25 protein-coding genes are annotated in these 24,488 nt (G+C 41.5%); 14 read left to right on the forward strand and 11 right to left on the reverse strand.

Annotated features, from left to right (window positions below; all coding sequences use genetic code 11):
- Nucleotides 1–74: 74 nt before the first annotated feature.
- Both aspD and aspT read right to left on the reverse strand, forming a co-directional pair.
- Nucleotides 75–1,715, reverse strand: coding sequence for an aspartate 4-decarboxylase (gene aspD / locus VCM39_RS06815; RefSeq protein WP_221651422.1), 1,641 nt, complete (start codon nucleotides 1,713–1,715; stop codon nucleotides 75–77).
- A gap of 135 nt (nucleotides 1,716–1,850) precedes the next feature.
- On the reverse strand, nucleotides 1,851–3,545 hold the full coding sequence (gene aspT, locus VCM39_RS06820) for an aspartate-alanine antiporter (protein WP_221651423.1): 1,695 nt from the start codon (nucleotides 3,543–3,545) through the stop codon (nucleotides 1,851–1,853).
- A 707-nt stretch (nucleotides 3,546–4,252) separates the two neighbouring features.
- Here aspT and VCM39_RS06825 point away from each other — a divergent pair.
- The 8 genes from VCM39_RS06825 (at nucleotide 4,253) to VCM39_RS06860 (ending at nucleotide 11,141) form a co-directional block, all read left to right on the forward strand.
- A complete protein-coding gene (locus VCM39_RS06825) occupies nucleotides 4,253–5,542 on the forward strand; it encodes an inositol-3-phosphate synthase (RefSeq protein ID WP_221649491.1) in 1,290 nt (429 codons plus the stop codon).
- A gap of 129 nt (nucleotides 5,543–5,671) precedes the next feature.
- The gene (locus VCM39_RS06830) at nucleotides 5,672–6,145 is read left to right on the forward strand and encodes a phosphatidylglycerophosphatase A (RefSeq protein ID WP_221649490.1); all 474 of its coding nucleotides are present in this window, start codon (nucleotides 5,672–5,674) and stop codon (nucleotides 6,143–6,145) included.
- A complete protein-coding gene (locus tag VCM39_RS06835) occupies nucleotides 6,130–6,636 on the forward strand; it encodes a GtrA family protein (protein ID WP_221649489.1) in 507 nt (168 codons plus the stop codon). Before VCM39_RS06830 ends, VCM39_RS06835 begins: the two co-directional genes overlap by 16 nt.
- 21 nt (nucleotides 6,637–6,657) lie before the next feature.
- Nucleotides 6,658–7,311 carry a CDP-alcohol phosphatidyltransferase family protein gene (locus VCM39_RS06840; protein ID WP_221649488.1) on the forward strand — a complete coding sequence of 218 codons (654 nt, stop codon included), beginning with the start codon at nucleotides 6,658–6,660 and terminating at the stop codon, nucleotides 7,309–7,311.
- 9 nt (nucleotides 7,312–7,320) lie between these two features.
- Nucleotides 7,321–8,256, forward strand: a complete 936-nt coding sequence (locus tag VCM39_RS06845; RefSeq protein WP_289293444.1) for a phosphatase PAP2 family protein — start codon at nucleotides 7,321–7,323, stop codon at nucleotides 8,254–8,256.
- A gap of 54 nt (nucleotides 8,257–8,310) precedes the next feature.
- Nucleotides 8,311–9,303, forward strand: a complete 993-nt coding sequence (locus tag VCM39_RS06850; RefSeq protein WP_322933807.1) for a lysylphosphatidylglycerol synthase transmembrane domain-containing protein — start codon at nucleotides 8,311–8,313, stop codon at nucleotides 9,301–9,303.
- A gap of 6 nt (nucleotides 9,304–9,309) precedes the next feature.
- Nucleotides 9,310–10,482: an iron-containing alcohol dehydrogenase gene (locus VCM39_RS06855; protein WP_322933808.1), complete on the forward strand. Its 1,173-nt coding sequence runs from the start codon at nucleotides 9,310–9,312 to the stop codon at nucleotides 10,480–10,482.
- Between the two features lie 293 nt (nucleotides 10,483–10,775).
- Nucleotides 10,776–11,141: an MmcQ/YjbR family DNA-binding protein gene (locus tag VCM39_RS06860; protein WP_322933809.1), complete on the forward strand. Its 366-nt coding sequence runs from the start codon at nucleotides 10,776–10,778 to the stop codon at nucleotides 11,139–11,141.
- Between the two features lie 99 nt (nucleotides 11,142–11,240).
- Here VCM39_RS06860 and VCM39_RS06865 read toward each other — a convergent pair whose 3' ends face one another.
- The 7 genes from VCM39_RS06865 to VCM39_RS06895 all read right to left on the reverse strand — a co-directional run bounded on the left by VCM39_RS06865 (nucleotide 11,241) and on the right by VCM39_RS06895 (nucleotide 18,312).
- Complete coding sequence (locus VCM39_RS06865; protein ID WP_289293449.1) at nucleotides 11,241–11,651, reverse strand: GNAT family N-acetyltransferase; 411 nt, start codon at nucleotides 11,649–11,651, stop codon at nucleotides 11,241–11,243.
- A 132-nt stretch (nucleotides 11,652–11,783) separates the two neighbouring features.
- On the reverse strand, nucleotides 11,784–12,599 hold the full coding sequence (locus VCM39_RS06870) for a carboxymuconolactone decarboxylase family protein (protein WP_289293451.1): 816 nt from the start codon (nucleotides 12,597–12,599) through the stop codon (nucleotides 11,784–11,786).
- Nucleotides 12,600–12,749: 150 nt separating this feature from the next.
- The gene (locus VCM39_RS06875) at nucleotides 12,750–13,913 is read right to left on the reverse strand and encodes an aldo/keto reductase (protein ID WP_322933810.1); all 1,164 of its coding nucleotides are present in this window, start codon (nucleotides 13,911–13,913) and stop codon (nucleotides 12,750–12,752) included.
- A 21-nt stretch (nucleotides 13,914–13,934) separates the two neighbouring features.
- On the reverse strand, nucleotides 13,935–14,687 hold the full coding sequence (locus tag VCM39_RS06880) for a glucose 1-dehydrogenase (protein WP_322933811.1): 753 nt from the start codon (nucleotides 14,685–14,687) through the stop codon (nucleotides 13,935–13,937).
- Nucleotides 14,688–14,808: 121 nt separating this feature from the next.
- A complete protein-coding gene (locus VCM39_RS06885; RefSeq protein WP_221649481.1) occupies nucleotides 14,809–15,624 on the reverse strand; it encodes an AraC family transcriptional regulator in 816 nt (271 codons plus the stop codon).
- A 563-nt stretch (nucleotides 15,625–16,187) separates the two neighbouring features.
- Nucleotides 16,188–17,762, reverse strand: coding sequence for an Rne/Rng family ribonuclease (locus VCM39_RS06890; protein WP_002561407.1), 1,575 nt, complete (start codon nucleotides 17,760–17,762; stop codon nucleotides 16,188–16,190).
- Between the two features lie 274 nt (nucleotides 17,763–18,036).
- Nucleotides 18,037–18,312 (reverse strand): HU family DNA-binding protein, encoded by a 276-nt coding sequence (locus VCM39_RS06895; protein WP_002561408.1) that lies wholly within the window; start codon nucleotides 18,310–18,312, stop codon nucleotides 18,037–18,039.
- 266 nt (nucleotides 18,313–18,578) lie between these two features.
- Here VCM39_RS06895 and mutY point away from each other — a divergent pair, with 266 nt between their 5' ends.
- From mutY to VCM39_RS06920, 5 genes are all read left to right on the forward strand, one after another.
- Nucleotides 18,579–19,619 carry an A/G-specific adenine glycosylase gene (gene mutY / locus VCM39_RS06900; RefSeq protein WP_221649480.1) on the forward strand — a complete coding sequence of 347 codons (1,041 nt, stop codon included), beginning with the start codon at nucleotides 18,579–18,581 and terminating at the stop codon, nucleotides 19,617–19,619.
- 63 nt (nucleotides 19,620–19,682) lie between these two features.
- A complete protein-coding gene (locus tag VCM39_RS06905; RefSeq protein WP_007486602.1) occupies nucleotides 19,683–20,138 on the forward strand; it encodes a single-stranded DNA-binding protein in 456 nt (151 codons plus the stop codon).
- Between the two features lie 115 nt (nucleotides 20,139–20,253).
- On the forward strand, nucleotides 20,254–21,597 hold the full coding sequence (locus VCM39_RS06910; protein ID WP_025867219.1) for a gliding motility-associated protein GldE: 1,344 nt from the start codon (nucleotides 20,254–20,256) through the stop codon (nucleotides 21,595–21,597).
- 2 nt (nucleotides 21,598–21,599) lie between these two features.
- A complete protein-coding gene (locus VCM39_RS06915) occupies nucleotides 21,600–22,229 on the forward strand; it encodes a 4'-phosphopantetheinyl transferase family protein (RefSeq protein WP_322933812.1) in 630 nt (209 codons plus the stop codon).
- 20 nt (nucleotides 22,230–22,249) lie between these two features.
- Complete coding sequence (locus VCM39_RS06920; protein ID WP_322933813.1) at nucleotides 22,250–23,146, forward strand: M23 family metallopeptidase; 897 nt, start codon at nucleotides 22,250–22,252, stop codon at nucleotides 23,144–23,146.
- Between the two features lie 158 nt (nucleotides 23,147–23,304).
- On the opposite strand, the gene VCM39_RS06925 is transcribed toward VCM39_RS06920, so the two are convergent.
- Nucleotides 23,305–23,526 (reverse strand): (4Fe-4S)-binding protein, encoded by a 222-nt coding sequence (locus VCM39_RS06925; protein ID WP_221649476.1) that lies wholly within the window; start codon nucleotides 23,524–23,526, stop codon nucleotides 23,305–23,307.
- Nucleotides 23,527–23,539: 13 nt separating this feature from the next.
- Nucleotides 23,540–23,842 (reverse strand): GNAT family N-acetyltransferase, encoded by a 303-nt coding sequence (locus VCM39_RS06930; RefSeq protein WP_221649475.1) that lies wholly within the window; start codon nucleotides 23,840–23,842, stop codon nucleotides 23,540–23,542.
- A gap of 121 nt (nucleotides 23,843–23,963) precedes the next feature.
- Here VCM39_RS06930 and VCM39_RS06935 point away from each other — a divergent pair, with 121 nt between their 5' ends.
- Entirely contained in the window at nucleotides 23,964–24,449 is a 486-nt protein-coding gene (locus tag VCM39_RS06935) for a hypothetical protein (RefSeq protein ID WP_221649474.1), read from the forward strand.
- Nucleotides 24,450–24,488: the final 39 nt, after the last annotated feature.

Consider the following 24,488-nt stretch of genomic DNA (forward strand, 5'->3'; position numbering starts at 1 on the left):
GCGCTGTAATACTGTATAGTAACTGTCAATTGTCAACTATCCACTGTCAACTATCCACTGTCAATTGTCCACTGTCAATTGTCCACTGTCCACTGCTTATAGTATTCATCCAGTATTCTCTTAATACCTTTTCCAATTGTTACATAATCGGTTTCGTTAAGATTGGCAAGAGAAACGCGGACACTCCATTTCGGACCGGCAAACCCGCCGCCATTCAGTAAAACGAGTGAGGTTTCGTTAGCCAGGCGGAATACTATATCCAAAGGGTTGTAGGTCTTTTTCAGATAGTCTACAAACTCGTCTCCGTAAAATTTATGTGCCCATACGAGCATATCTATTTCTGAATAATATCCGGCACGTAAAGGATCTTCTACCAATGAGAAACCGGTATTGTCCCACAATGCATTCAGGCGGCGGCGAATGATATTCTGCATCTTTGTTTTATAGTAATCACCTTTATCGAGCAGAGAAAAGGCGGAAAACAAACTCATCTGCATCTGTTGCGGCAATGAGAGTCCGGCGGTATGGTTCAATGCTACCTGACGGCTGTCTGCTACCATACGGTCGATAAACTTCATCTTCTCCGGATGAAGATCAAGGCTGGAATAACGTTTATTTAATATCGCTTTCTGCTCTTCCGGGAGGCGGGCTATCATTTTATCATAGATATTATCCTCATGCAGGGCTATGACAGCAAGTCGCCATCCGGTTGCTCCAAAGTATTTTGAGAAGGAGTATACACATAGGGTATTGTGTGGCAACTCCGCCATAAGTGAACGGAAATGAGGGATGAACGTTCCGTATACATCATCGGTGATGATCATTAGATTCGGATTGTCATTCTTTACTATATTGACAATACGTGCAGCTGTCTCCGGACTCAGTGAGTAGCTGGGGGGATTGCTCGGATTGGTAATAAAGAGTGCTTTTATTTTCGGATCTTTCAGTTTGTCAATGTCTTCATCTTTATATTGCCAGGTATGCAATCCGTCTTCCGTCATCTTATCGGCTGAGATTTCGGTGACATTGAATTGGTATCGGCGTAGTTCCGGGATTTCTAAATAAGGTGTGAATACCGGAACCAGGAGGGCAATGTTATCTCCCTGATTCAGCAAAAAGTTCTCTTGCAGAGAGTCAAAAAGGTAACACATACCCGCTGTTCCGCCTTCGGTAGCAAAAAGATCAAAAGTTCCTTTCGGAGGGCGACGGTCACATAATTCCTGTGCCAGGTAATCTTGTACAAGGAGTTCGGTGAAATGTAGGATACGGTCGGGGACAGGGTATTGATCACCGATGACGGCTTCTGCCCATTCGTGAACAAGTGTATCCGGGTCTGCGGCATGCTCCATGAGGAGATAGTTATAACTGTCTTTTAATAATCTGGAGCCCGGTTCTTTGATATTGTCTTTCAGAAAGGCTTCAAAACGTGCGGCAATTCCTTCTTTTTGGGGGATGCCGGCTATTCCTTCGGGAAGAGAGGAAACACGGGTACATTCACTGAGCCCGAATTTTCCTAATAGGAAGAATGCTTCGCGAGGTTCTGTAGCAATCCAGTTCGGGTTACCACGTCCGGCGTTTAGCATTGTGTGGGCCATTCTCTTTACGCTCTCGTCCGCCATGTCGATCAGGCGGTTTTTTAATTCAAAGGGACTGATGCCCTCCATCTTTTTTGCAAAACTTTTGGTTATGGCTGTGCCATTTGATTTCTTTTCCATAATTAAATAATTTAGATAATATGCCAATGAATAATGTGCCAATTAATAATGTGCTAATATGCCAATGTGCCAATTACCGTGCGGGCGATAGCGCAGCCAATTGGCACATTGGCATATTGGCACATTAGCACATTATTACATCATTAATACAATAAATACCCCCCAAATAATAAGTAGTGTATTACCTACAGCATAGGTTACAGTATATCCCAGTGCGGGTGTTTCACTTTCAACCGCATCTTGTACAGCTCCTAGTGCTGCTGTGGTAGTTCTTGCTCCGGCGGTACATCCTAATGTTAATGCGGGATGGAATTTAAACAGATATCTTCCCATCAATAATCCACTGATAAGTGGAATAGCCGTAGCCAGTGCACCGACGATAAACAGGCTGGCACCTACTTCTTTGAATCCGGTGACAAAACTTGGTCCGGCAGCGATACCCACAACGGCAATAAACATATTCAGACCTACATTATTCAATACCCATAGAGAGGGCTCGGGTATGCCTCCGAAAGTAGGGTGCTTGCTGCGAAGCCATCCGAAGAATAATCCTGCAATAAGTGCCCCTCCACTGGTAGAGAGACTTATTGGGATACCTCCCAAATGGATGGTTAATGCACCTACTAAACCTCCGACGAGAATGCCCAGACCAACGAATATCATATCCGTTTGATTGGTCGGACGATCTACGTATCCCATTTGTTTGGCAGCAAGTTCTACTTCACGTTTCATTCCGGTGAGTTCGAGCATGTCACCTGCATCTACTACGGTCTGTGCCAGTACGGGGACGTTGATGCCTGCACGTTTGATACTGCGAATACTCACTCCGTGCATACATTTCTGTGCCCGGATGGTACTTATTGTTTCTCCGGCAAATGTTTTTCGTGTGATCATTACCGGTAGTGTCTCGGCTGGAAAGTCGAGTAGTTGCGCGTCTATTACTTCAGGGCCTATCCAGTCTTCTTCACCTATCACGAATTCTCGGCGACCGCTGAGTACTACTTCGTCCTTTTCTTTCAGAATGAGATTTGGAGTAACTTCTTTTATAATACCCTCCTGGCGAACACGTTCTACGAAGAGCCGTTTTCCTTGTTCGTACAAGTAGCTTTCAAGGTCAGTTACACGTTTTCCTTTTCCGAACCATTCATTGGTTATCTGATAGGCGCGGAATGCGACGGGACGCAAAGCAGGAGCGAAGCCCGGTTCGTCAGCTTCCGAACTTCCCATTTTAGATTCCAGTTCTTTACAGTCAGCTTTTACCTTTTCCAATCCGCCAAGAAATTTCGGTCCAAGTGAAGCCAGAATCCAGGCAGAGCCAGCGGTACCGAAAATGTAAGTTACGGCATAGGCTACAGGAATAGCATTAATGAAAGTTGCTTTTTGTGCATCGCTGATGCTCAGCCCGTTGATAGTATCTTCAGCCACACCGATAACAGCAGAGATAGTTTGTGAACCGGCGAGTAATCCGGCAGCTTCACCTACGTGATAACCCATTATTTTGGCGAGTGCCCAGGCAGATACAAGGCTGACAATACACATTAATACGGCAAATCCCACTTGCGGTAGACCGTCTTTCTTCAATCCGCGAAAAAATTGTGGTCCTACTTTATAGCCTACAGCAAAAAGAAAGAGCAGAAAGAACACAGCTTTCATCGGACCGTCTACCGTGATGTTCAATTGTCCAACCAGCACACCCACCAGCAGTACACTTGTCACTGTTCCAAGGGAGAATTTGCCTATTTTTAGCCGACCTATCCAGAAGCCCGCGAAAAGTGTCAGGAAGATAGCTAGTTCGGGGTGCTCTCTTAGTTGATTTATAATCCATTCCATAATTAAGTTGTTTAGGTTTATATCTCTATTTTGTTCGTTTATTGTTTAATACAACAGCATTCAATGGAAAGTGTTTTGTTAAAAACCTATTTTGGCATGTTAAACTTTCTGTCATCATTTTCAATTTAACAAGAGTATATGTTGTTGTATCATCTGAAATTATTTCTCTTTCGCTTGTTGTAAATGTAATTATTTTGGATTAGCAGTCCTTACTTGGTAATAAGAAAATACGATATATTTTTTTATAAAAAAAGTAACAAATTTGACGTTTTCTAATCTGTTAATTGTCAGCGTGTTACAGATGAGCGTTTTTGCTGGTAGAGGAACGGCTCGATTCTCTACGAAGATCGATCCGATTCTCTACGAGCAAAAGGGTGTTTTTCTACGAGCAACAAGATGAAAAGTTATAAGCTTTGACAAAAAACATTGGTAGAGTATAGACATTCTCTTTTGAATTGTAAGAAAAAAAGCTGATAAAATTCTATGCCAATCTTATTTTTAAGTTTTGTAATATATCATATTTCGTTATCAGATATATTTTAAATTTATTCGTCATAGATGAATCAGATCTGCGTATTGTTCTCTATATGAGCTTGTAAATAGGATAATACATCAAATGGAACAATTAATCCGACTATTAGAACTTCTTTGAGTATGGAGTTGAGCCTAACTTTGTAGGCAATTTTAATTTATCTAAAACAACAGAAATGGAACAAGAAATTAAACCGGCATCAGGCCGTCTCGGCGTGTTGGTGGTAGGTGTTGGTGGCGCAGTTGCTACCACTATGATTACAGGAACACTGGCTTCTCGCAAGGGATTGGCAAAACCAATAGGTTCTATCGCAGAAATGGCAACAATGCGTATGGAAAACAACGAGGAAAAACTTATTAAAGACATAGTGCCTTTAGCAAATTTGAACGACATTGTATTTGGTGGCTGGGATATTTTCCCCGACAATGCTTATGAAGCTGCTATGTATGCTGAGGTTTTGAAAGAAAAGGACTTGAATGGAGTGAAAGATGAATTGGAGACTATCAAGCCAATGCCTGCTGCTTTTGATCATAATTGGGCAAAACGTTTGAACGGTACTCATGTTAAACAAGCTGCTACCCGTTGGGAAATGGTAGAACAATTGCGTAAGGATATCCGTGACTTCAAAGCTGCTAACAATTGCGAACGTATTGCTGTGTTATGGGCTGCAAGTACAGAGATTTATATTCCTCTGTCAGACGAGCACATGTCACTTGCCGCTTTGGAAAAAGCAATGAAAGAAAACAACACAAACGTTATTTCTCCAAGTATGTGTTACGCTTATGCTGCTATTGCAGAAGGTGCTCCGTTCATTATGGGTGCTCCTAACTTATGCGTAGATACTCCTGCTATGTGGGAATTTTCTAAAAAGATGAATGTGCCTATCGCCGGTAAGGATTTCAAGAGTGGACAGACTTTGATGAAAACTGTTTTGGCTCCGATGTTCAAAACCCGTATGTTGGGTGTGAGCGGATGGTTCTCTACTAACATTCTGGGTAACCGTGATGGAGAAGTGCTCGATGATCCCGATAACTTTAAAACAAAAGAAGTAAGTAAGCTGTCTGTAATCGACAATATCTTCGAACCGGAAAAATATCCTGACCTGTACGGTGATGTATATCATAAAGTACGTATTAATTACTACCCACCCCGTAAAGACAATAAGGAAGCATGGGATAACATCGATATCTTCGGATGGATGGGTTACCCGATGGAAATTAAAGTAAACTTCCTGTGTCGCGACTCTATTCTTGCTGCTCCTATTGCACTTGACCTTGTATTGTTCAGTGACTTGGCTATGCGTGCCGGAATGTCTGGCATTCAGACCTGGTTGTCATTCTTCTGCAAGAGCCCGATGCATGATCTGGAAAGCCAGCCTGTACACGATCTGTTTACTCAATGGAGAATGGTTAAGCAGACATTGCGTGATATGGTTGGTCAGAAATCACCAAGTTATCTGGATTGATAAAAACATATTAGTTACTAAAGAGAAAGAGATGATCTGACTCTGTGGGTACATCCATAAAACTTTCCTCTTATAAAAAAGGGGAAAGTTTTATTATTTTTATAACTTTGCATATATTTTATCTGAGTGATGAAAAAAGTTTCCCTTTTTCATATAATGATTGCTACTGGTTTTGGAGCAGGATTTTCTCCTTTTGCTCCAGGTACGGCAGGAGCTTTACTGGCTACTGTGATGTGGTGTATTCTACTGTATTTCTTTCCATTCAATTTTGTGTGGCTATTGACTGTTGCACTGATTATCCTTTTTACTATCGGTGGTATCTGGTCGTCTAATAAACTGGAACCATTCTGGGGTGAAGATCCTTCGCGGGTGGTTGTGGATGAAATGGTAGGCGTATGGATTGCACTGCTGGCAGCACCCGAAGGTAATTTCTGGTATCCGGTAGCGGCTTTTGCATTGTTTCGCCTTTTTGATATTTTCAAGCCATTGGGCATTCGTAAGATGGAGAGTCTGAAAGGAGGAGTAGGAGTCATGATGGATGATATCCTGGCAGGTATTTATAGTTTTATTCTGTTAGCAGGTATCAGATGGCTGATTGGATGAAACAACTGATAACAGCATTCTCGGAGAAAGGGGGGATTTTCATGTTTCTGAGAGCCCAGCTTTCGGCACAATTGGCCACGGTTACGGATTTTGTGATAACGATTGCGTTGGCACAATTTTTCGGAATGTATTATGTATATGCCACTTGCATTGGTTCGGTTTGCGGAGGTATGTTCAATTGCTTCGTTAACTACGAATGGACTTTCAAGTGTCACGAATGCAAGAAATCACATGTGATTATAAAGTATACATTGGTGTGGGCAGGTAGTGTTTTTTTGAATACATACGGGACGTATTATCTTACGGAATGGATAGCAGGGATTTCATGGGTCAGAGATACATTAAGTCTTTACTCCAAAGACCTTTTTATTGTTCCGAAAATAGTGGTTTCCATATTAGTTGCACTGTTTTGGAATTACTACCTGCAACGTGTGTTTGTATATCGGAATGTGAATATAAAGAATTTTTTTAAGAGAGAAAACAAACTATAAAAAAATAACAAAAGAATAGAAATGAATTACAGAGACTGGTTACAACAGGTAATTTATAAAATAATCAATCCCGTTGTCAGAGGGATGATTAAAATAGGTATCACGCCCAACTTTATTACTACTACCGGGCTGGTTTTGAATATTGTAGCAGCAGGCGTATTGATTTATGGCGGTATCAACGGAGAGCGGGGAGACCTTTCTTATGTAGGCTGGGGAGGCGGTATTATATTGTTTGCCGGGCTATTCGACATGATGGATGGGCGTGTGGCCCGCTTGGGAAATATGAGTTCCACTTTCGGTGCACTCTATGACTCGGTACTCGACCGTTACAGTGAATTGATCACTCTGTTTGGTATCTTTTATTATCTGATACTCAAAGGGTATATGTGGGGATCGATTATTGCTTTCATTGCTTTGATTGGCTCATTGATGGTGAGTTATGTGCGTGCCCGTGCCGAAGGACTGGGGATTGATTGTAAGGTTGGCCTTATGCAGCGTCCGGAACGTGTCGTGCTGATTAGTCTGGGAGCTATTTTCTGTGGCGTTTTCGATGATGTCACTTCATTTGATCCGATTCTGATATTAATGATTCCCGTAGCATTGGTAGCTGTGTTTGCCAATATTACGGCATTTGCCCGTTTGAACCATTGCCGTAAGGTGATGAAAGATATGTAAACTCTGATTATGAGATATACTTTTAAGATGCCTTCGCGGAAAGAAACGCTGACCGTTGTAGGTATAACCATTCTTTTTTTATTACTTACGGCTGTATGCCTCGGACTGCGTCCGGAGCATTTGCTGATGGCGTTTATCTTTCTGGCTCTGTTCTTTGCCGGTATACCCACCCGCAAGTTGGCAGTAGCCCTGTTACCTTTCTTCATTTTTGGTATTTCGTATGACTGGATGCGCGTATTCCCTAATTACGAAGTAAATCCTATTGATGTGGCAGGAATCTATAATCTGGAGAAATCCTGGTTTGGTATCAATGATAATGGGAATCTTCTCATTCCCTGCGAATACTTCACATTGCACAACTGGAAATTTGCAGATTTCATGGCAGGTATCTTTTACCTGTGCTGGGTGCCTGTACCTATTGCATTTGGCATTTATCTCTATCTGAAAAAGGAGAGAAGTCTGTATCTGCGTTTCGCTATGGTGTTTCTATTTGTCAATCTGATAGGCTTTGCCGGTTATTATATTCATCCGGCTGCTCCACCCTGGTATGCTATTAACTATGGGATGGAAGCGATTCTGAATACTCCGGGCAATGTGGCGGGACTGGGTCGTTTTGATGAACTGACCGGCTTGTCTGTTTTCCAGTCTATCTACGGGCGCAATGCCAATGTATTTGCTGCCGTACCTTCTTTGCATGCTGCTTATATGGTGATTCCGCTCTATTATGCTATCGTGCGGAAATCCAGTAAAATGCTGATTGCTCTTTTTGCCATTATTCTGGTAGGTATCTGGTGTACGGCTGTCTATTCGTCGCATCATTATATTATTGATGTATTACTGGGAATCTTTTGTGCTTTGCTTGGTATCCTGGTTTTTGAAAAAGGACTCATGAAGACAAGAGGGTTCAAACGCTTCTTTGAACGATATTATAACTATATCAAATAAAAAAGATGTAATCTGTAGTGGATAAGTTACCGGCACATAGTCACTGAAACTCAAATGAAAAATAAATATCGTAATATATTTCTTGGTTTCGGCATTATCGCTGTTGTTATTATGCTTTTCACTTTTGATATGTCTTATGAAGAACTGTGGAGCAGCTTAAAACGTGCCGGTTATTATCTGCCGCTCGTTTTGCTGCTCTGGTTGTTTATATACCTTATCAATACCCTGTCATGGTATATCATCATACGTAGTGGTGGTGAGCGGGGAGGGCTTACTTTCACCCGTTTGTATAAGTTTACGGTTTCCGGCTTTGCTCTTAATTATGTTACTCCTGTGGGATTGATGGGTGGTGAGCCTTATCGTATTATGGAACTGACTCCTTATATTGGTGTAGAGCGTGCTACCTCTTCCGTGATTCTGTATGTAATGATGCATATCTTTTCTCATTTCTGCTTCTGGCTCAGTGCTGTCCTTATTTATGCTTTATTTTATCCGGTGGGTTGGGGAATGGGAATTGTGCTTACTCTGATCACCTTATTTTGTGTGTTGCTTGTTTCTCTTTTTGTGAAGGGGTACCGGCACGGGATGGCAGTGACATGTGTTCGTTTCGGTAGTCATATCCCTTTTTTGAAAGATAAAGCCATTCGCTTTGCCGAAGCACATCAGGATAAGTTGGAAAATATTGATGGCCAGATAGCTCTGTTACATCAACAACGGAAAAGCACTTTTTATAGTGCATTATTTTTGGAATATACAGCCCGTATCGTTGGTTGTCTTGAAGTATGGCTTATTTTGAATGTACTCACCACAAATGTTAGTTTTATGAGCTGTATTCTTATTATGGCTTTCTCTTCTTTACTTGCTAATTTACTGTTTTTCCTGCCTATGCAGCTTGGAGGGCGTGAAGGAGGGTTTGCACTGGCGGTTGGCGGACTTTCTCTTTCGGGAGGATATGGCGTTTATACCGCTTTGATAACCCGAGTACGGGAACTTGTGTGGATTGTAATCGGCCTTGTGCTGATGAAAATAGGAAATTCTAAAAAATAAAATACAATGAATAATTTCATCTTTTACAGTCCTACCGAATTTGTATTCGGCAGAGACACAGAGGCACAAACCGGTGCTTTAGTGAAAAAGCAGGGTGCTAAGAAAGTAATGATTGTTTATGGTGGTGGCTCAGTGATACGTAGTGGATTGTTATCGCGCATAGAGTCTTCACTCAAAGAGGTTGGGATTGAATATTGTATGCTGGGTGGTGTACAACCTAATCCTGTCGATATCAAAGTATACGAAGGCATTGAGCTTTGCCGGAGCGAGAGGGCAGACTTGTTACTCGCAGTAGGTGGTGGTTCGGTGATAGACACTGCCAAAGCCATCGCAGCAGGTGTGCCTTATAAAGGTGATTTTTGGGATTTCTATATTGGTAAAGCTAAGGTGACAGAGGCGTTGAGAGTGGCGGTTGTTCTAACCATCCCTGCTGCGGGAAGTGAAGGCTCCGGCAATACGGTAATTACAAAAACAGATGGTTTGCAGAAACTCAGTCTCCGCGTACCGGAATTATTACGCCCTGTTTTTGCTGTGATGAATCCTGAACTTACTTATACACTTCCTCCTTTCCAGACAGCTTGTGGTATTGCTGATATGATGGCCCATATTATGGAGCGCTATTTCACCAATACAAAAGAGGTGGAAATTGGTGATCGTCTTTGTGAGGGGACGCTTCTTACCATTATAAAAGAAGCAGCTATCGTTATGAAAGAACCGGAGAATTACGGTGCCCGTGCCAATCTGATGTGGTGTGGGAATATAGCACACAATGGCACGTGTGGGGTAGGTTGTGAAGAAGACTGGGCATCTCATTTTCTTGAACATGAAATCAGTGCCATTTATAATGTGACGCATGGTGCGGGACTTTCTGTCGTTTTTCCTGCCTGGATGACCTGGATGACTGAACATAATGTAGATAAGATAGCACAGTATGCCGTTCGTGTATGGAATGTTTCCGAAACGGATGATAAGAAAGCGGTTGCTTTAGAAGGTATTGTCCGGTTGAAATCTTTTTTCAAATCCATCGGATTGCCTGTTACTTTTAGTGAGTTGGGTATTGAGAATCCCGATATCGACCGTTTGGCAGATAGTCTGCATCGGAACAAAGGAGAACTGGTAGGCAATTATGTGAAGCTGACGAAAGAAGATAGTAAAGAGATTTACCGGTTGGCTTTGTAAATAAAATGCCAATATACTTAGTATCCCGTTACATATATTCTAACCCATCATCAGATATATTGTAACGGGATACTGAGTATATAGTAATAAGAGAGCTATCGTTATTAAAAAACGATTTTTTAACAATAGAAAGTCTCAGTTTTAAAAGTACGTACTTTATAACTATAAAAGTACGTACTTAACATGCTGTTAATTAGTATTTTAATAGATACTTAAATACGTACTTTTATAATCCTTGTTACGTAAGAGTGGGAGGAGTTACGAAAGATACATGATATAAATATACCGGACTTATGAATGTTGAAGAGTTTAGAGACTATTGCCTTTCATTGAAAGGCGTTTATGAAAAAATGCCGTTTCCCAATGTAGCAGATAAATATAGCCGGGATGTTCTTTGCTTTTATGTGGGAGATAAATGGTTTTGTTTTGTAAATATCGAGGTATTCGATTTTTGTTGTATCAAGTGTGATCCCAATGAATCGGTAGAATTGCAAGCCCAATATTCCGGGATAACTCCCGGTTGGCATATGAATAAGAAATATTGGATTAGTGTTTATTTCAATCAGGATGTACCGGATAATAAAATAAAAGAACTCGTAAAACGGTCATATGATATTGTATTTCTGTCTCTCTCTAAAAAAGAGAAAGAAAGGTTGTAGAAGGTGTTCGTTTTACATATAAAATGCCAATATATGTACAGCCCCGTTACATCTCTTCTAATCGGATATATTGTAACGGAGCTGTAAGTGATGAAATTTTTATTCTCGCCAGTGTTCCGGTTTGAATAATGCATCTGCACATTTAATTCTGCCTTTTACCAACTCTTCATCTGTCAGTGCTTGCATCATCCAATATTCGGCATATTCTGCGGGTGTCGGGTTCGGGTACGGTGTGGTATAACCCATACCTTGGGCGTTTTGTATGAAACCATGTCGGGGATAATATTCCTTGTGTCCCAATACAAAGACAAGTTTGGTACCTTTTTCTTTCAGCATTTGTATCCCTTTGCGGATTAGTAACCCTCCAATTCCCTGTTTCTGAAAATCGGGTATTACAGCCAGTGGAGCAAGGATATGGATGAGTGGCTGAATTGTCGCTCCCTCAATCTCTGCCTTTGTAAACAGTATATGTCCGACTGGTTTTCCATTATATCGGGCAAGTAATGACAAACGGGGCTCTGCACTTGGATCTTTTAATGCATTATATCCTTTAAGTAATCGTGTTGTCCTGTCTTATGCAGGTATTCAACACGAAAACTACTATTGGATGGGCAGTCGGTTGGTTTTCATATCCTGCCGAATTTATTTAAGCTTGTCGTACTGTTCGTCGGTCACAGGTTCGAGCCATTCATTGGATGTATTCTCGCCGGGAACTTCGAATGCCAGATGGGCGAACCAGCTGTCAGCAGCTGCTCCGTGCCAGTGTTTCACACCCGCAGGTATATGAATGACCGTTCCGGGAAGAATCTCTACTGCCGGTTTACCCTCTTCTTGATACCAACCACGACCGGCTACGCCGATAAGCATCTGACCACCGCCTTTTGATGCCTTGTGAATATGCCAATTGTTGCGGCAACGTGGTTCGAACGTGACGTTGGAGATGTTTACCTGTTCTTGTGAAATCGGTGCGAGGTAGCTGTTACCGATGAAATACTGTGCGTATGCTGTGTTCGGTTCGCCGATAGGAAAAATCATTTCGTGCTGGAATGCCGCTTTCGCATCGTTGCCCGTCGTATCTTCGGCCCACACCTCTTTTGCTAATCGGAAAGCAGCCCATGCTTTGGGCCATCCCGCATAAAAGCCTATGTGCGTGATAATTTCAGCAATCTCCGTTCGGGTGATACCGTTGTTTTTCGCCGACTGGAGATGGAATGTCAATGAACTGTCTGTGATGCCTTGACTGATGAGTGATGTAATTGTTACTAAACTGCGGTCACGCAGGCCGAGTTTGTCGGTGCGGCTCCATACCTCGCCGAAGAGGACATCATCGTTGAGTTCCGCGAATTTTGGGGCAAACTCTCCTAATTGGTTGCGCCCTGCTGTCTGTACTATCTTTTCTTGTGCCATAACAGTAAGTGTTAAAATGTTGAATACTGAAAATAAAAGGAGTTTATTCATAATCGTTTCATTTATTGGATGAAATTAGATGGATTGAGCGGCATCTGGTCGGAGAGAGGAAGGTACGTTCCTGCGGGCAATAGGGAACGAAGCCGATACCCAACTTCTCGAGCATATTAAAAAATGTCTGCGATCCATAGTGAATTTAATTTAGAATCCTATTTGTTTCTGCTGCTCGGCATTATAGCGGTCGCCTACTACAGGAATGGCGGCAACGGCATCTTCCAGTTCTTTCCACTCTTCTGTTGGAATATTGAAGTCGAGCGTGTGTAGGTTTTCTTCCAGATGTGCGAGCTTCGTTGTTCCCGGAATAGGCACAATCCAGGGGGCTTTCTGCAACAGCCATCCGAGGGCTACCTGTGAGGAAGTCATACCGCGTGTACGTCCAAACTGCTGCAGTACATTCACGATACGCATATTGGCACGCATGGCTTCCGGTTGAAAGCGGGGCAAGGTCTGGCGGTTGTCATTGTTTGGGTCGAACACTGTGTATTCGTTAATGCAACCTCCCAAAAAGCCACGGTTCAACGGACTGTAAGGTACGAAACCGATACCCAGTTCACGGCATACGTTCAACACACCGTTTTCCTCAACGAGACGGTGCATCAGGTGGTATTCGCTTTGGATGGCGGTAAGCGGCTGGATGGAGTGTGCCTTGCGGATGGTTTCCGTACTTACTTCGCATAGACCCCACCGCTGAATTTTTCCTTCTTTTATCAGATCAGAAATCGTTCCTGCAACATCTTCAATAGGTACGTTTCTGTCAAAACGATGTTGGTAGAAAAGCGGAATGGAATCGATGCGCAGGCGGCGTAATGATTCCTCGCAGTAGCGGCGGATTGTCTCCGGACGACTATCCTGACGGCCCGTACCTTTCCCTTCGATTACTTCGTGTCCGAATTTGGTCGTTACACTGATCCGGTCCTTGAATCCTGAGAGTGCTTCACCCGCCAATACTTCGTTAGTCAGTGGACCATAGATGATGGCCGTATCGAAGAGAGTGACTCCACGGTCCACAGCTTCATGCAAGAGCCGGATACATTCTTTGCGGTCGGGATGCTGACTGCGGTTGTAGGTCATACCCATCACCCCGAATCCGAGAGTAGATACTTCCATGGCAGTATGACCGCTACCGAGCGTGCGATGCTGCATCTTTTGGGGGATTGCGGGAGATGTGTTCCCTCCGTTAAGGGTAGCATTGGCCGCTTTTACCTTATTGATTGTAGGTTGTATCGTTAATGTTGCACCTATGGCAGCCGCCGTTTTCAGAAAACCACGGCGGCTGATCCCTTCTTGTTTATTCTTGTTTTTCATTGTGATTCTTGTTTTATAAGTTTAATGTATTGAAAAAGCGCCGTCCACCAACAAGGCATGACCATCCACGAAACTAGCCTGCGGGCTGCATAGCCACAATACGGCATTGGCGATTTCTTCGGGCTTGCCAAGACGACCGGCCGGAATATCGCGTATCAGTTCTTCTTCCAGGTCTGGATTACGGCGCATGAGTTCTTCAGCCATTGGAGTACGGATAGCTCCCGGACAAATGGCATTGATGCGGATACCTTTGGCTGCATAGTCTATGGCAGCGGTACGGGTCAGTCCGATAACGGCATGCTTACAAGCGATATAGGCAGCCTGTCCCGGAAATCCCGTTACACCGCCCTGTGATGAGGTATTGACAATGGCTCCGCCGCCTTGTTTCAGCATTTGGATAATCTCGTAGCGCATGCAGTTCCACACGCCTTTTAGATCAACGGCTACCGTACGGTCGAATTCTTCGTCGGTAATTTCGGCCATCGGTCGTTGTGGAGTCTGAATACCGGCATTGTTCAGCGCAGCATCCAAACGGCCATAAGTTGTAACAATCCAATCGATCATCTCTTTCACTGCCTGCGTGTCCGATACGTCGCAACCGTAGGCGATTACCTTGTGTCCTTCATTTATAAGTTTCCGGGCTTGCTCTTCCGGTTTGTTGATATCGACCATAATCGTCATTGCACCTGTTTTTGCAAATGCTTCGGAGCAGGCTAAACCGATACCTGCCGCAGCACCGGTAATCATTACCACTTTTTCTTTCATTGTTTCCATGATGCTCTGTTTTAATATTCTGATGCAAAGGTAAACGAAGAGCCTCGCAGTGACTTTGCTGCGAGGCTCAATTTACTTTGTTATGAAGTTCATTTCATAATTTGTTCCGGCTATATCCGATTTAAATCGCGCTGGGGGCATAACCGTATGTTTCTTTATAGACTTTAGAGAAATGCGAAAGATTCTTGAAACCGACATCGAAACAGGCTTCCGTAACTTTTTTCTTGCCGGATTTTATCAAATCGTGCGCTGCTTCCAAACGTCGCCTGATGATCCATTTCTGTGGAGTAAGTTCGCTTATTTTAGCGAAATCGCGTTTGAAAGTTGCCAGGCTACGTCCCGTGTAACCGGCGATCTTCTCCATCGAAAGGTCGTACATATAGTTTTCGTTCAGGTAATCGAGAATGTCTATTTTCCACGGATCGACGAAGTCGAACAAAGAGGCATAGAGATTTTTGTCTGTATTGAGCAAAACATAAGTTCCTTCGATCATTTTCAGTTTCAATACATCATCGGATGGTTTTACTCCCGAATCGAAATATGGGATGACCGACTCGAACAAGCTACGGATGTCTGGCCGATTATTCGGCAACACGCGCAGGCTCACTTTCTCGCGTTTCGATTCCACCGGAATATCATTTTTGTCGAGCGTCTGATAAAATTCCCTCAAAAAAGGTCTCGTGAATTTCAATACGATAGAACGATAAGGATTGTTCTTATTGGCATGTTTTTGTAACCACATCCAGTTATCCCGTCTCATAAAGGCACACTCGCCCGGATGCAGAACTGTTCTTTGTCCGCGTTCTTCAATTTCCAGTTCACCGGAACACAGGTAAATGAGCGTGTGTTCCCGGTTTTCGTGGGCACATCCCCGGTCATCGGTGAAATAACTCGCTATAAGTACATTCGAGCAATCGAATACATTCAGTCGTTCCATATTAATCCTTTTATTTTTTGCAAAAATAGGGATTTATATTCTCTTATATTTTGTTGTAAAGCTCATTTTTTTGATGATTTTGTATATTGTGGCAATAGGATGATGTTTTCATCATTTTTCTTTGCTGATTCCAATGGGGGATAGCTATATCCAGACAGAGTGGATGCCGTACTTTGGGGAGATTGTGCATGCGGGTGGGGTAAATCCTGATATAGACAATTGGGGTATTCTATTATGGGTACAAATAACGCGGATAAAATCAGATTTAGTTCATCCGGTAAATACATAGTTGTCAAAAAAGTAATTATAAGAATCCCTTAAAAGGAAATATAAGTTTAGAATGTGAATGTTTATACTTATGTAATCAGCTGATTTATAGTGAATATAAGAATTATTGTTGGCGATACTAATCAATATCAGATTTCGAAATATAAAAAGATATATTGATTATAGTGAACGTATAAAGTTTTTATTGATTTTTTATATCCTCTCGTGAAGTAGCTTGTCTATTTGTTTTTTATTCAAAAGAAAAGGCGACTCGTTTTCCGGGTCGCCTTTATCTTTTACTTAATCTCGATTTCTTCTTTCATGTCAATCTCTTCTCCATGGGAATCGTAGAATACGTATTCCAGGAAAGCGAGTTTTTGACTCGGAATAATCTTAATACCAAATCCATACTTCATCTGCCATTTGCGTTTCAGAGAAACGAGTCCCTGATTGATGTATGCAGCGATATACGGATGGATGTGTAACGAGAATTTCTTTATCTTCAGTTTATTGACCAGATAATCAATTTTACTCTCCAGAGTGTCCGTGAATAGGATGGACGACTTGATAGTTCCTTTGCCAAAACAGGTAGGACAGGTTTCCATCGTGTTTACGTCCATAGCAGGACGTACACGTTGCCGGGTAATCTGCATCAGACCGAATTTGCTGAGCGGCAGAATATTGTGGCGTGCCCTGTCTTTTTGCATATTGGCACACATGCGTTCGTAAAGCTTTTGACGGTTTTCGGCTTCATTCATATCAATGAAGTCTACAACAATGATACCACCCATATCTCTTAGTCTCAATTGGCGTGCCAGCTCATCGGCGGCCCCCAGATTTACTTCGAGTGCGTTACCTTCCTGCCCGTTGGCATTCTTGGTGCGGTTACCGCTGTTCACGTCTACTACGTGAAGCGCCTCAGTGTGCTCAATAATCAGGTAGGCACCACTCTTGTAAGAAATAGTTTTACCAAAAGATGACTTGATCTGCTTGGTGATACCGAAATTGTCATAAATGGGAAGCTGACCCTTGTACAGTTTTACGATCTCTGCCCGGTCGGGGGCAATGAGAGTGACGTAATCTTTTATTTCGTTGTATACCGCCTCGTTATTGACGTAGATGTTTTCAAAAGAAGGGTTAAAGAGATCACGCAACAGCCCTACGGCACGGCTTGTCTCTTCATAAATCAACGTCGGGAACTTGGTAGCTTTCTGTACCTTGGTGATTGCGTCTTCCCAGTGTTTAATCAATACTTTAAGCTCTCCGTCGAGTTCGGCAACGCGTTTCCCTTCGGCTACAGTACGAACAATGACACCGAAGTTTTTCGGTTTGATGCTCATTAACAATTGCTTGAGGCGTGCACGCTCTTCGCTCGATTTAATTTTTTGTGAAACAGAAACCTTATCATTGAAAGGAATTAATACCAGATATCTTCCAGCAAATGAAAGTTCGGAAGTTAATCTTGGTCCTTTGGTGGAGATGGGTTCCTTTACGATCTGCACCACTACTTCTTGTCCTACCTTTAATGTGTTGGCTACTGTGCCATCTTTATCAAGATCGGGAAGCAGGGTTGCTTTAGAAATGGAGTTGAGTTTTTTCTTGTCGCTTAAAGTTTGTTTTACGAACTTTTCGAGTGAATTGAATTGAGGACCCAGGTCTAAATAATGAAGGAAAGCATCTTTCTCGTAACCAACATCTACAAAGCAGGCATTTAGTCCGGGCATCAATTTCTTGACGCGGCCCAAATACATATTACCCACTGAAAAGGAAATATTTCTTCCTTCACTTTGAAGTTCCACCAGGCTCTTGTCCTCGAGCAGGGCGATGGAGACCTCTTTGGGCTGTACGTCTACTACTAGTTCGCTTGTCACAATTGTTTCCTAATTATTTATTTTTAAAAAATGAACAAATAAATTGAGCTCTTGTTCATTGGAGTCGGGCATTTAAACAAAGAACAAACTCGAAAGACATTTGCTTCACAAGTTTGTTCTTTATTTCTGTCCGATACAGACTAAAAATTACTTTTTGCTTTTATGTCTGTTCTTTCTTAGTCTTTTTTTACGCTTGTGCGTAGACATTTTATGTCTTTTTTTCTTCTTTCCGCTTGGCATAGCTTCAAAATTTTATGGTTAATACTCTTGTTTATTATTTCTTTACCGCGATTGTAAATGTCTTCGCTGGCTTAAATGCCGGAATATTATGTTCTGGGATAATAATTGTAGTATTTTTAGAAATATTACGAGCTGTTTTCTGAGCTCTTTTCTTTACTACGAAGCTACCAAATCCACGAAGGTAAACATTCTCATCTTTCGCCAAAGAATCTTTTACTGCGTCCATAAACGCTTCAACAGTTGTCAATACTGCTACTTTGTCAATTCCGGTGTTCTTTGCAATTTCGTTTACAATATCTGCTTTAGTCATTTTTCCTTAAAAAAAATATTATTACTATGTTCTTTCTAATTTTTTGGACTGCAAATATATAGCTTTTTAAGCTCTCAAAAAAATATATTCTGAACAATTTTATAAAAAAGTCTCTTCCTTAAGTTTTGTTAGATTTAAAAAGAGCTACTTTTGTACACGAATTGCGGTTCTGATGTACCAATATGCCAATGTATTAGTTGGCTATGAGGTGCATTAATAAGGCAAATAACGTATTTTTTACGTTGCTATATTAATACATTATTTTAATGAATAACTTCAGCGAAACACTAATAAACTGGTATCACGAACATAAACGTGACTTACCCTGGAGGGAGTCTTCTGATCCTTACCTGATATGGATTTCTGAAATCATTTTGCAACAGACAAGGGTTGTACAAGGGTATGATTATTTTGTGCGTTTTATTGAACGCTTCCCTGATGTGAAGACACTTGCCGAAGCTGATGAAGATGAGGTAATGAAGTTCTGGCAGGGACTGGGATATTATTCCCGTGCACGCAATCTTCATGCTGCTGCCCGTAGTATGAATGGGGTATTTCCTAACACTTATTCGGGAGTATTGGGCTTGAAGGGAGTAGGAGAGTATACGGCAGCTGCCATTTGTTCCTTTGCTTATAATATGCCTTATGCGGTGGTCGATGGTAATGTATATCGGGTATTGTCGCGTTATCTTGGGATTGAAACTGCTATAGACTCTACGGAAGGGAAAAAACTATTTGCTTCGTTGGCCGGTGAATTGTTGGATAAGACTCAGCCGGCTATTTATAATCAGGCTATTATGGATTTTGGGGCGATACAGTGTACTCCGCAAGCTCCGGCTTGCCTGTTTTGCCCATTAGCAGATGGTTGTATGGCACTGGCGAAAGGGACAGTCCAGCAGCTTCCCGTAAAACAGCATAAGACAAAGACAACAAACCGTTATCTCAATTATATGTATGTACGTGCGGGTGCATATACTTTTATTAATAAACGGACGGAAAATGATATTTGGAAAAATCTCTTTGAATTGCCGTTGATAGAAACGGCAGAATCTGTTACAGAAGAGGCGTTCCTGGCTCTTCCGGAATTCACTGAATTATTCGTTGGAGGAGAAGTTCCTATGGTTCGTTTGGTCTGCCGGGATGTGAAACATGTGCTTTCTCACCGGGTGCTTTATGCTAATTTCTATGAAGTTAGCTTGCCGGAAGATACTGTTTCTTTCTCTTCTTACCTGAAAGTGAGGATTGACGAGTTAGAGCAATATGCCGTGCCCAAATTGATACATGCTTTCCTGGAGAAATATGTATAAAAACTTGTTTGGTGTTGTATTTCTGTTTAATTTTGGCACAAAATAATATAAATATAGAATGATATGTCAGTAAATAAAGTGATATTGTTAGGAAATGTTGGTAAAGACCCGGAGGTTAGATATCTGGATACAGGTATTGCTGTGGCAACTTTTCCTTTAGCTACTACCGACCGTGCATATACTTTGGCTAACGGAACGCAAGTGCCCGAAAGAACAGAGTGGCACAATCTTGTGTTGTGGCGTGGACTGGCAGAAACGGCAGAGAAATATGTTCACAAAGGTGATAAGCTTTATATTGAAGGAAAAATAAGAAGCCGTTCTTATGACGATCAGACAGGTGCCAAGCGGTATATTACCGAAATATTCGTAGATAATATGGAGATGTTGACTCCTAAGAATACTGCACCAGGTGCTTCTTCATATACTCCGGCAGCTCAGCAGGGTGCACCGACTGTGCAGCCACAGCAATCGCAAGCTAACCCTATACAGAATAATCCGGCAGATGATTTGCCGTTCTAAATTGACAGTTGATAATTGATAATTGACAATTGGCTGCACATCATGCTGCATCATAACTGTCAATTATCAATTGTCCATTGTCAACTAAATAATTGTTTAACTAAAACCCAGGATTTTGGACCCAGACGCTTATTTATGCCATTTGGCAGACATTTTTAACGGTATAACCGTAAACCCACCTTCCTTTTCGGCAATTGTAGCTATTATTTTGGCCGGTGTGCTTTTGCTCGCCTCCGGTTTTGCTTCTGCATCAGAAATAGCTTTTTTTTCATTATCTCCTTCCGACCTCAATGAAATAGAGTCACGTAATCATCCCTCGGATGAGAAAATCAGTAGTTTGCTTGGAAATTCAGAGAGCTTGCTGGCAACTGTACTGATCACCAATAATTTTGTTAATGTGACGATAATTATGCTCTGCAATTTCTTTTTCATGAATGTTTTTATTTTTCATTCACCTGTTGCGGAGTTTTTGATATTAACAGTAATCCTAACTTTTCTGTTGTTACTTTTTGGTGAGATTATGCCAAAGATTTATTCGGCACAGAAAACATTGGCTTTTTGTCGTTTTGCCGCTCCGGGTATTTATCTGTTGCGCAAAGTATTTAGTCCGATTTCTGCTGTTCTGGTACGTTCTACTACTTTTTTGAATAAACATTTTACGCGTAAGAATCATAATATCTCGGTTGACGAACTCTCACAGGCATTGGAACTGACTGATAAAGCCGAACTTTCTGAGGAAAACAACATACTCGAAGGTATTATTCGCTTTGGAGGTGAGACAGCAAAGGAGGTGATGACTTCCCGCCTGGATGTGGTAGACCTTGACATACGTACTTCGTTTAAGGACGTGATGAAGTGTATTGTGGATAATGCTTATTCGCGTATTCCTATTTATTCCGGTTCTCGTGATAACATAAAGGGAGTGCTTTATATAAAAGATCTTTTACCTCATGTCAACAAAGGTGATAATTTTCGTTGGCAGTCTCTGATTCGTCCGGCTTACTTTGTACCTGAGACAAAGATGATAGATGATCTTTTACGTGATTTTCAAGCTAATAAGATACATATTGCCATTGTGGTTGATGAATTTGGAGGAACCTCCGGCATTGTAACAATGGAGGATATTATTGAAGAGATTGTAGGTGAGATTCATGATGAATATGACGACGAAGAGCGTACTTACGCTGTACTGAATGATCATACATGGGTTTTTGAGGCCAAAACTCAGTTGAGTGATTTCTATAAGATCACAAAACTTGATGAAGATGATTTTGAAAGAGTGTCCGGTGATGCTGATACATTAGCGGGGCTTTTACTTGAGATAAAAGGGGAGTTCCCTGCACTTCATGAAAAGGTTTCTTATCTGAACTATGAGTTTGAAGTACTTGAGATGGATAATCGCCGCATTTTGAAAGTTAAATTTATCATCAACCAACCTCAAACAGAAGAGGATGCATAATTATGGCATTATTTCTGCAGCATAGAGAACCTTCTTTCCAATGGGGAATCTGGAAGATGGAGGAACCGATAGATGTTTTACTTGGTTTACTTCCGGAGAGGGCGTATTACGAAGAGGAACTGCAACGTTTTAATGCTCCGCACCGTAAACAAGAATGGCTTTCTGTTCGTGCGTTACTATTCCGTTTGTTGGGTATGCATAAAGAGGTGTGTTACGAACCGAGTGGAAAACCTTATCTGGCAGATAACTCTTATTTTATCAGTATCTCGCATACTAAAGGTTACGTAGCTGTTATCTTGAGTAAAGAAAAACCGGTTGGTATTGATATTGAGCAATATAGCCAGCGTGTACACAAAGTGGCGCATAAGTATATGCGGGAGGATGAACAGCTCGTTCCCTATGGGGAAGATGATACCTGGAGCCTTCTGTTGCATTGGTCAGCCAAAGAAGTCATGTTCAAGTGTATGAATACTCCCGAAGTAGACTTTCGGGAACATTTGCATATCGAACCTTTTACAACAGAGCAACAAGGCGTTTTTCTGGCTCACGAATATAGAACGGAGCAACGGCGTAACTTCCGGATTCATTATCTGATTCATCCTGAGTTTGTGATGACTTGGCAGATTGATTAAATATAAAAAAACAGAATACTATGAAACTAAAACACTGCTTAAGTACTATTCTTTTCCTGATGCCCATTTGGGTTGTAGCTCAGAATAGTCCGGTTACGATTACTTACGAACGTTCGGGAAAAGGAGAGGTGACTTTTTATGCTGATAATATATCATATACTCCCTATACGGTTGCTTTGACCTTTACACGTTTGAGTGGTACCCTCTCTCTTCAGGAAGGAGATACCCATAAGGCAACCGCATTCTCTCGTAGAAAAACGCGATTACTGACCTTAAAACCGGTCACAGAAAATGCAGGTATAGGTTTCTCTTATCGCTCTAATATCACTAAAGGCGATTGGCATGCTAAAACAGATACTAACTTTGTATATCTTTTTCCGCTTACAGAAGGTAAACGGGTGCGTATGAACCACATGGTCTCTTTGGAAAAGGTGCTGGGTAGTGATGATAAATCCCGGCTTACAGGCATCTCATTTCAGACTGCCGATGGAGATACTATCGTAGCTGCTCGTCGTGGCATTGTAACCGAAGTACAAGATAATTCAGCTTCAGAAGCAGAACATAAGAGCTTTAGTGCAAAAGAGAATTTTGTAGAGATATGCCAGGATGATGGTACTTTTGCCCGTTATATCTTGTTTCGTGATAATGGTATTTTGGTCTCTCCGGGAGATCAGGTTATCCCCGGACAACCTCTTGGAATCATTGGCGGGAGTAATTATGAACGAGGTTCACATCTGCGTTTTAGTATCTATTGTCCTGACATGCGTAAGTTCACGTTTGTTCCCTGTTTTTATCTTTCTCCGGGGAAGACGGGTAAACCGGCTGTTGGAGAACTCTATGTTTCTGAACACCCTCAAGAGATTATCATGCAGGAGATGAGTAAGAAGGAGAAGAAAAAATATATGGAGGAGCATTAAAGGCCAGAGTATGCTGAAGGTAAAATTAGCTATTCATAAAACGCAGATTTACTCAGATTTACGCAAATGTTAATTGGATTTGCGATAATTTGCGTAAATCTGCGTTTCTAAAATTACACATTTGTTACTTTAGCAGACTTTCTATATAGTTTCCTTTTCTATTTATTTTTATTCATTTTATAACTTAATGCTCCCGAAGGGCATTTTTTGATCTGTGCAATCAATTCTTCTGTGGTTGCGTTTTCAATTTGTATCCACGGTCTTTCTTTTGGGTGGTATACATTAGGTAACATTTTTACGCAAATACCTGCATGCTGGCAAAGTTCAGGTTGCCATATAATGGTCATTTCACCATTTGAATATTCTATTTTCTTTCCCATATCTTTTTAATTTTTATTGAATATGAAAACCTTTCATTACGATACGTCTCCATTCCGGATGTTTGTGAATATATCCGGCTACAAACGGACAAAGTGGCACCAGACGTAAGTCTTTTTGTTCGATGTCTTTTAGTGCTTTCTCTACCAACTGGGAGCCTATTCCTTTACCTCCCAAAGCTCGTGGAACTTCAGTATGAGTCAGGTATATTTCTCCGTTCGGGGTCTTTATATATTCTATTTTGGCGATGTGGCCATCAATGCGAAACTCGTATCTTCTATTTTCTTCATTGTCAATGAGTTCATAATCTTCTGCCATAATTTTCTACGTTAATTGTTTAATATATATTTTATAAACAGATTATCCGGAGTTTTTGTTTGTCTCTTCTTTAGAAATTTATACATTTGGAAGATAGTATCAATTTAAAAACAAAACGACTATGGGAGTACAGAAACAAAACGGTTTTTGGGATGTGGTATTGAAACAAATAAATGATAAGTTGACGCAGATGCTTGAAAAACTGAATACAGAATTTGAGTGCGAATGCCTTCGTCATTATTTGATAGGAAAAGGAGAGACGATGGTACTTTCTGACGAAATTTTTCAGAAGGTAGCTGCTCATGCAGAACCTCAGTTTGCAGCCGGAAAAGGGATTGGATCTATTTCTTATGTTACGATCAATGGAGTGAAATATCGTTCGCAGGCGATTTCATTTTATGATAATACCGATTTTGATTATGCTTTTGGATGCTCTACTGTTTACTTTAATGCCGAAGGAAAGGCAGTTGGATTCAGAGATATCTATGATTTTGATGCGGCAGGGCATCGTAAAGAAATGGAAGAGAAGTTGACTGAGTTGATGGGGATTATTGGAAAATTCTTAAAGGCTCAGCCGTATGATATCGTTTATGGAACGTATCAATAATATGCCAATATGCTAATGTGCCAATGTGCCAATTAGCTG

Origin of the sequence: Bacteroides mucinivorans (assembly GCF_034654355.2) — a bacterium.
Lineage (GTDB): Bacteria > Bacteroidota > Bacteroidia > Bacteroidales > Bacteroidaceae > Bacteroides > Bacteroides nordii.

Bases quoted from the DNA above. Each gene is read 5' to 3' on its own strand.
- VCM39_RS06935 (WP_221649474.1), top strand. From the start codon at position 23,964: ATGGGAGTACAGAAACAAAACGGTTTTTGGGATGTGGTATTGAAACAA.
- VCM39_RS06870 (WP_289293451.1), bottom strand. From the start codon at position 12,599: ATGAATAAACTCCTTTTATTTTCAGTATTCAACATTTTAACACTTACT.
- VCM39_RS06925 (WP_221649476.1), bottom strand. From the start codon at position 23,526: ATGGGAAAGAAAATAGAATATTCAAATGGTGAAATGACCATTATATGG.
- VCM39_RS06840 (WP_221649488.1), top strand. From the start codon at position 6,658: ATGAATTACAGAGACTGGTTACAACAGGTAATTTATAAAATAATCAAT.
- VCM39_RS06850 (WP_322933807.1), top strand. From the start codon at position 8,311: ATGAAAAATAAATATCGTAATATATTTCTTGGTTTCGGCATTATCGCT.
- VCM39_RS06895 (WP_002561408.1), bottom strand. From the start codon at position 18,312: ATGACTAAAGCAGATATTGTAAACGAAATTGCAAAGAACACCGGAATT.
- VCM39_RS06920 (WP_322933813.1), top strand. From the start codon at position 22,250: ATGAAACTAAAACACTGCTTAAGTACTATTCTTTTCCTGATGCCCATT.
- aspD (WP_221651422.1), bottom strand. From the start codon at position 1,715: ATGGAAAAGAAATCAAATGGCACAGCCATAACCAAAAGTTTTGCAAAA.
- VCM39_RS06880 (WP_322933811.1), bottom strand. From the start codon at position 14,687: ATGGAAACAATGAAAGAAAAAGTGGTAATGATTACCGGTGCTGCGGCA.
- VCM39_RS06835 (WP_221649489.1), top strand. From the start codon at position 6,130: ATGGCTGATTGGATGAAACAACTGATAACAGCATTCTCGGAGAAAGGG.
- mutY (WP_221649480.1), top strand. From the start codon at position 18,579: ATGAATAACTTCAGCGAAACACTAATAAACTGGTATCACGAACATAAA.
- aspT (WP_221651423.1), bottom strand. From the start codon at position 3,545: ATGGAATGGATTATAAATCAACTAAGAGAGCACCCCGAACTAGCTATC.
- VCM39_RS06845 (WP_289293444.1), top strand. From the start codon at position 7,321: ATGAGATATACTTTTAAGATGCCTTCGCGGAAAGAAACGCTGACCGTT.
- VCM39_RS06825 (WP_221649491.1), top strand. From the start codon at position 4,253: ATGGAACAAGAAATTAAACCGGCATCAGGCCGTCTCGGCGTGTTGGTG.
- VCM39_RS06915 (WP_322933812.1), top strand. From the start codon at position 21,600: ATGGCATTATTTCTGCAGCATAGAGAACCTTCTTTCCAATGGGGAATC.
- VCM39_RS06875 (WP_322933810.1), bottom strand. From the start codon at position 13,913: ATGAAAAACAAGAATAAACAAGAAGGGATCAGCCGCCGTGGTTTTCTG.
- VCM39_RS06885 (WP_221649481.1), bottom strand. From the start codon at position 15,624: ATGGAACGACTGAATGTATTCGATTGCTCGAATGTACTTATAGCGAGT.
- VCM39_RS06930 (WP_221649475.1), bottom strand. From the start codon at position 23,842: ATGGCAGAAGATTATGAACTCATTGACAATGAAGAAAATAGAAGATAC.
- VCM39_RS06905 (WP_007486602.1), top strand. From the start codon at position 19,683: ATGTCAGTAAATAAAGTGATATTGTTAGGAAATGTTGGTAAAGACCCG.
- VCM39_RS06830 (WP_221649490.1), top strand. From the start codon at position 5,672: ATGAAAAAAGTTTCCCTTTTTCATATAATGATTGCTACTGGTTTTGGA.
- VCM39_RS06860 (WP_322933809.1), top strand. From the start codon at position 10,776: ATGAATGTTGAAGAGTTTAGAGACTATTGCCTTTCATTGAAAGGCGTT.
- VCM39_RS06855 (WP_322933808.1), top strand. From the start codon at position 9,310: ATGAATAATTTCATCTTTTACAGTCCTACCGAATTTGTATTCGGCAGA.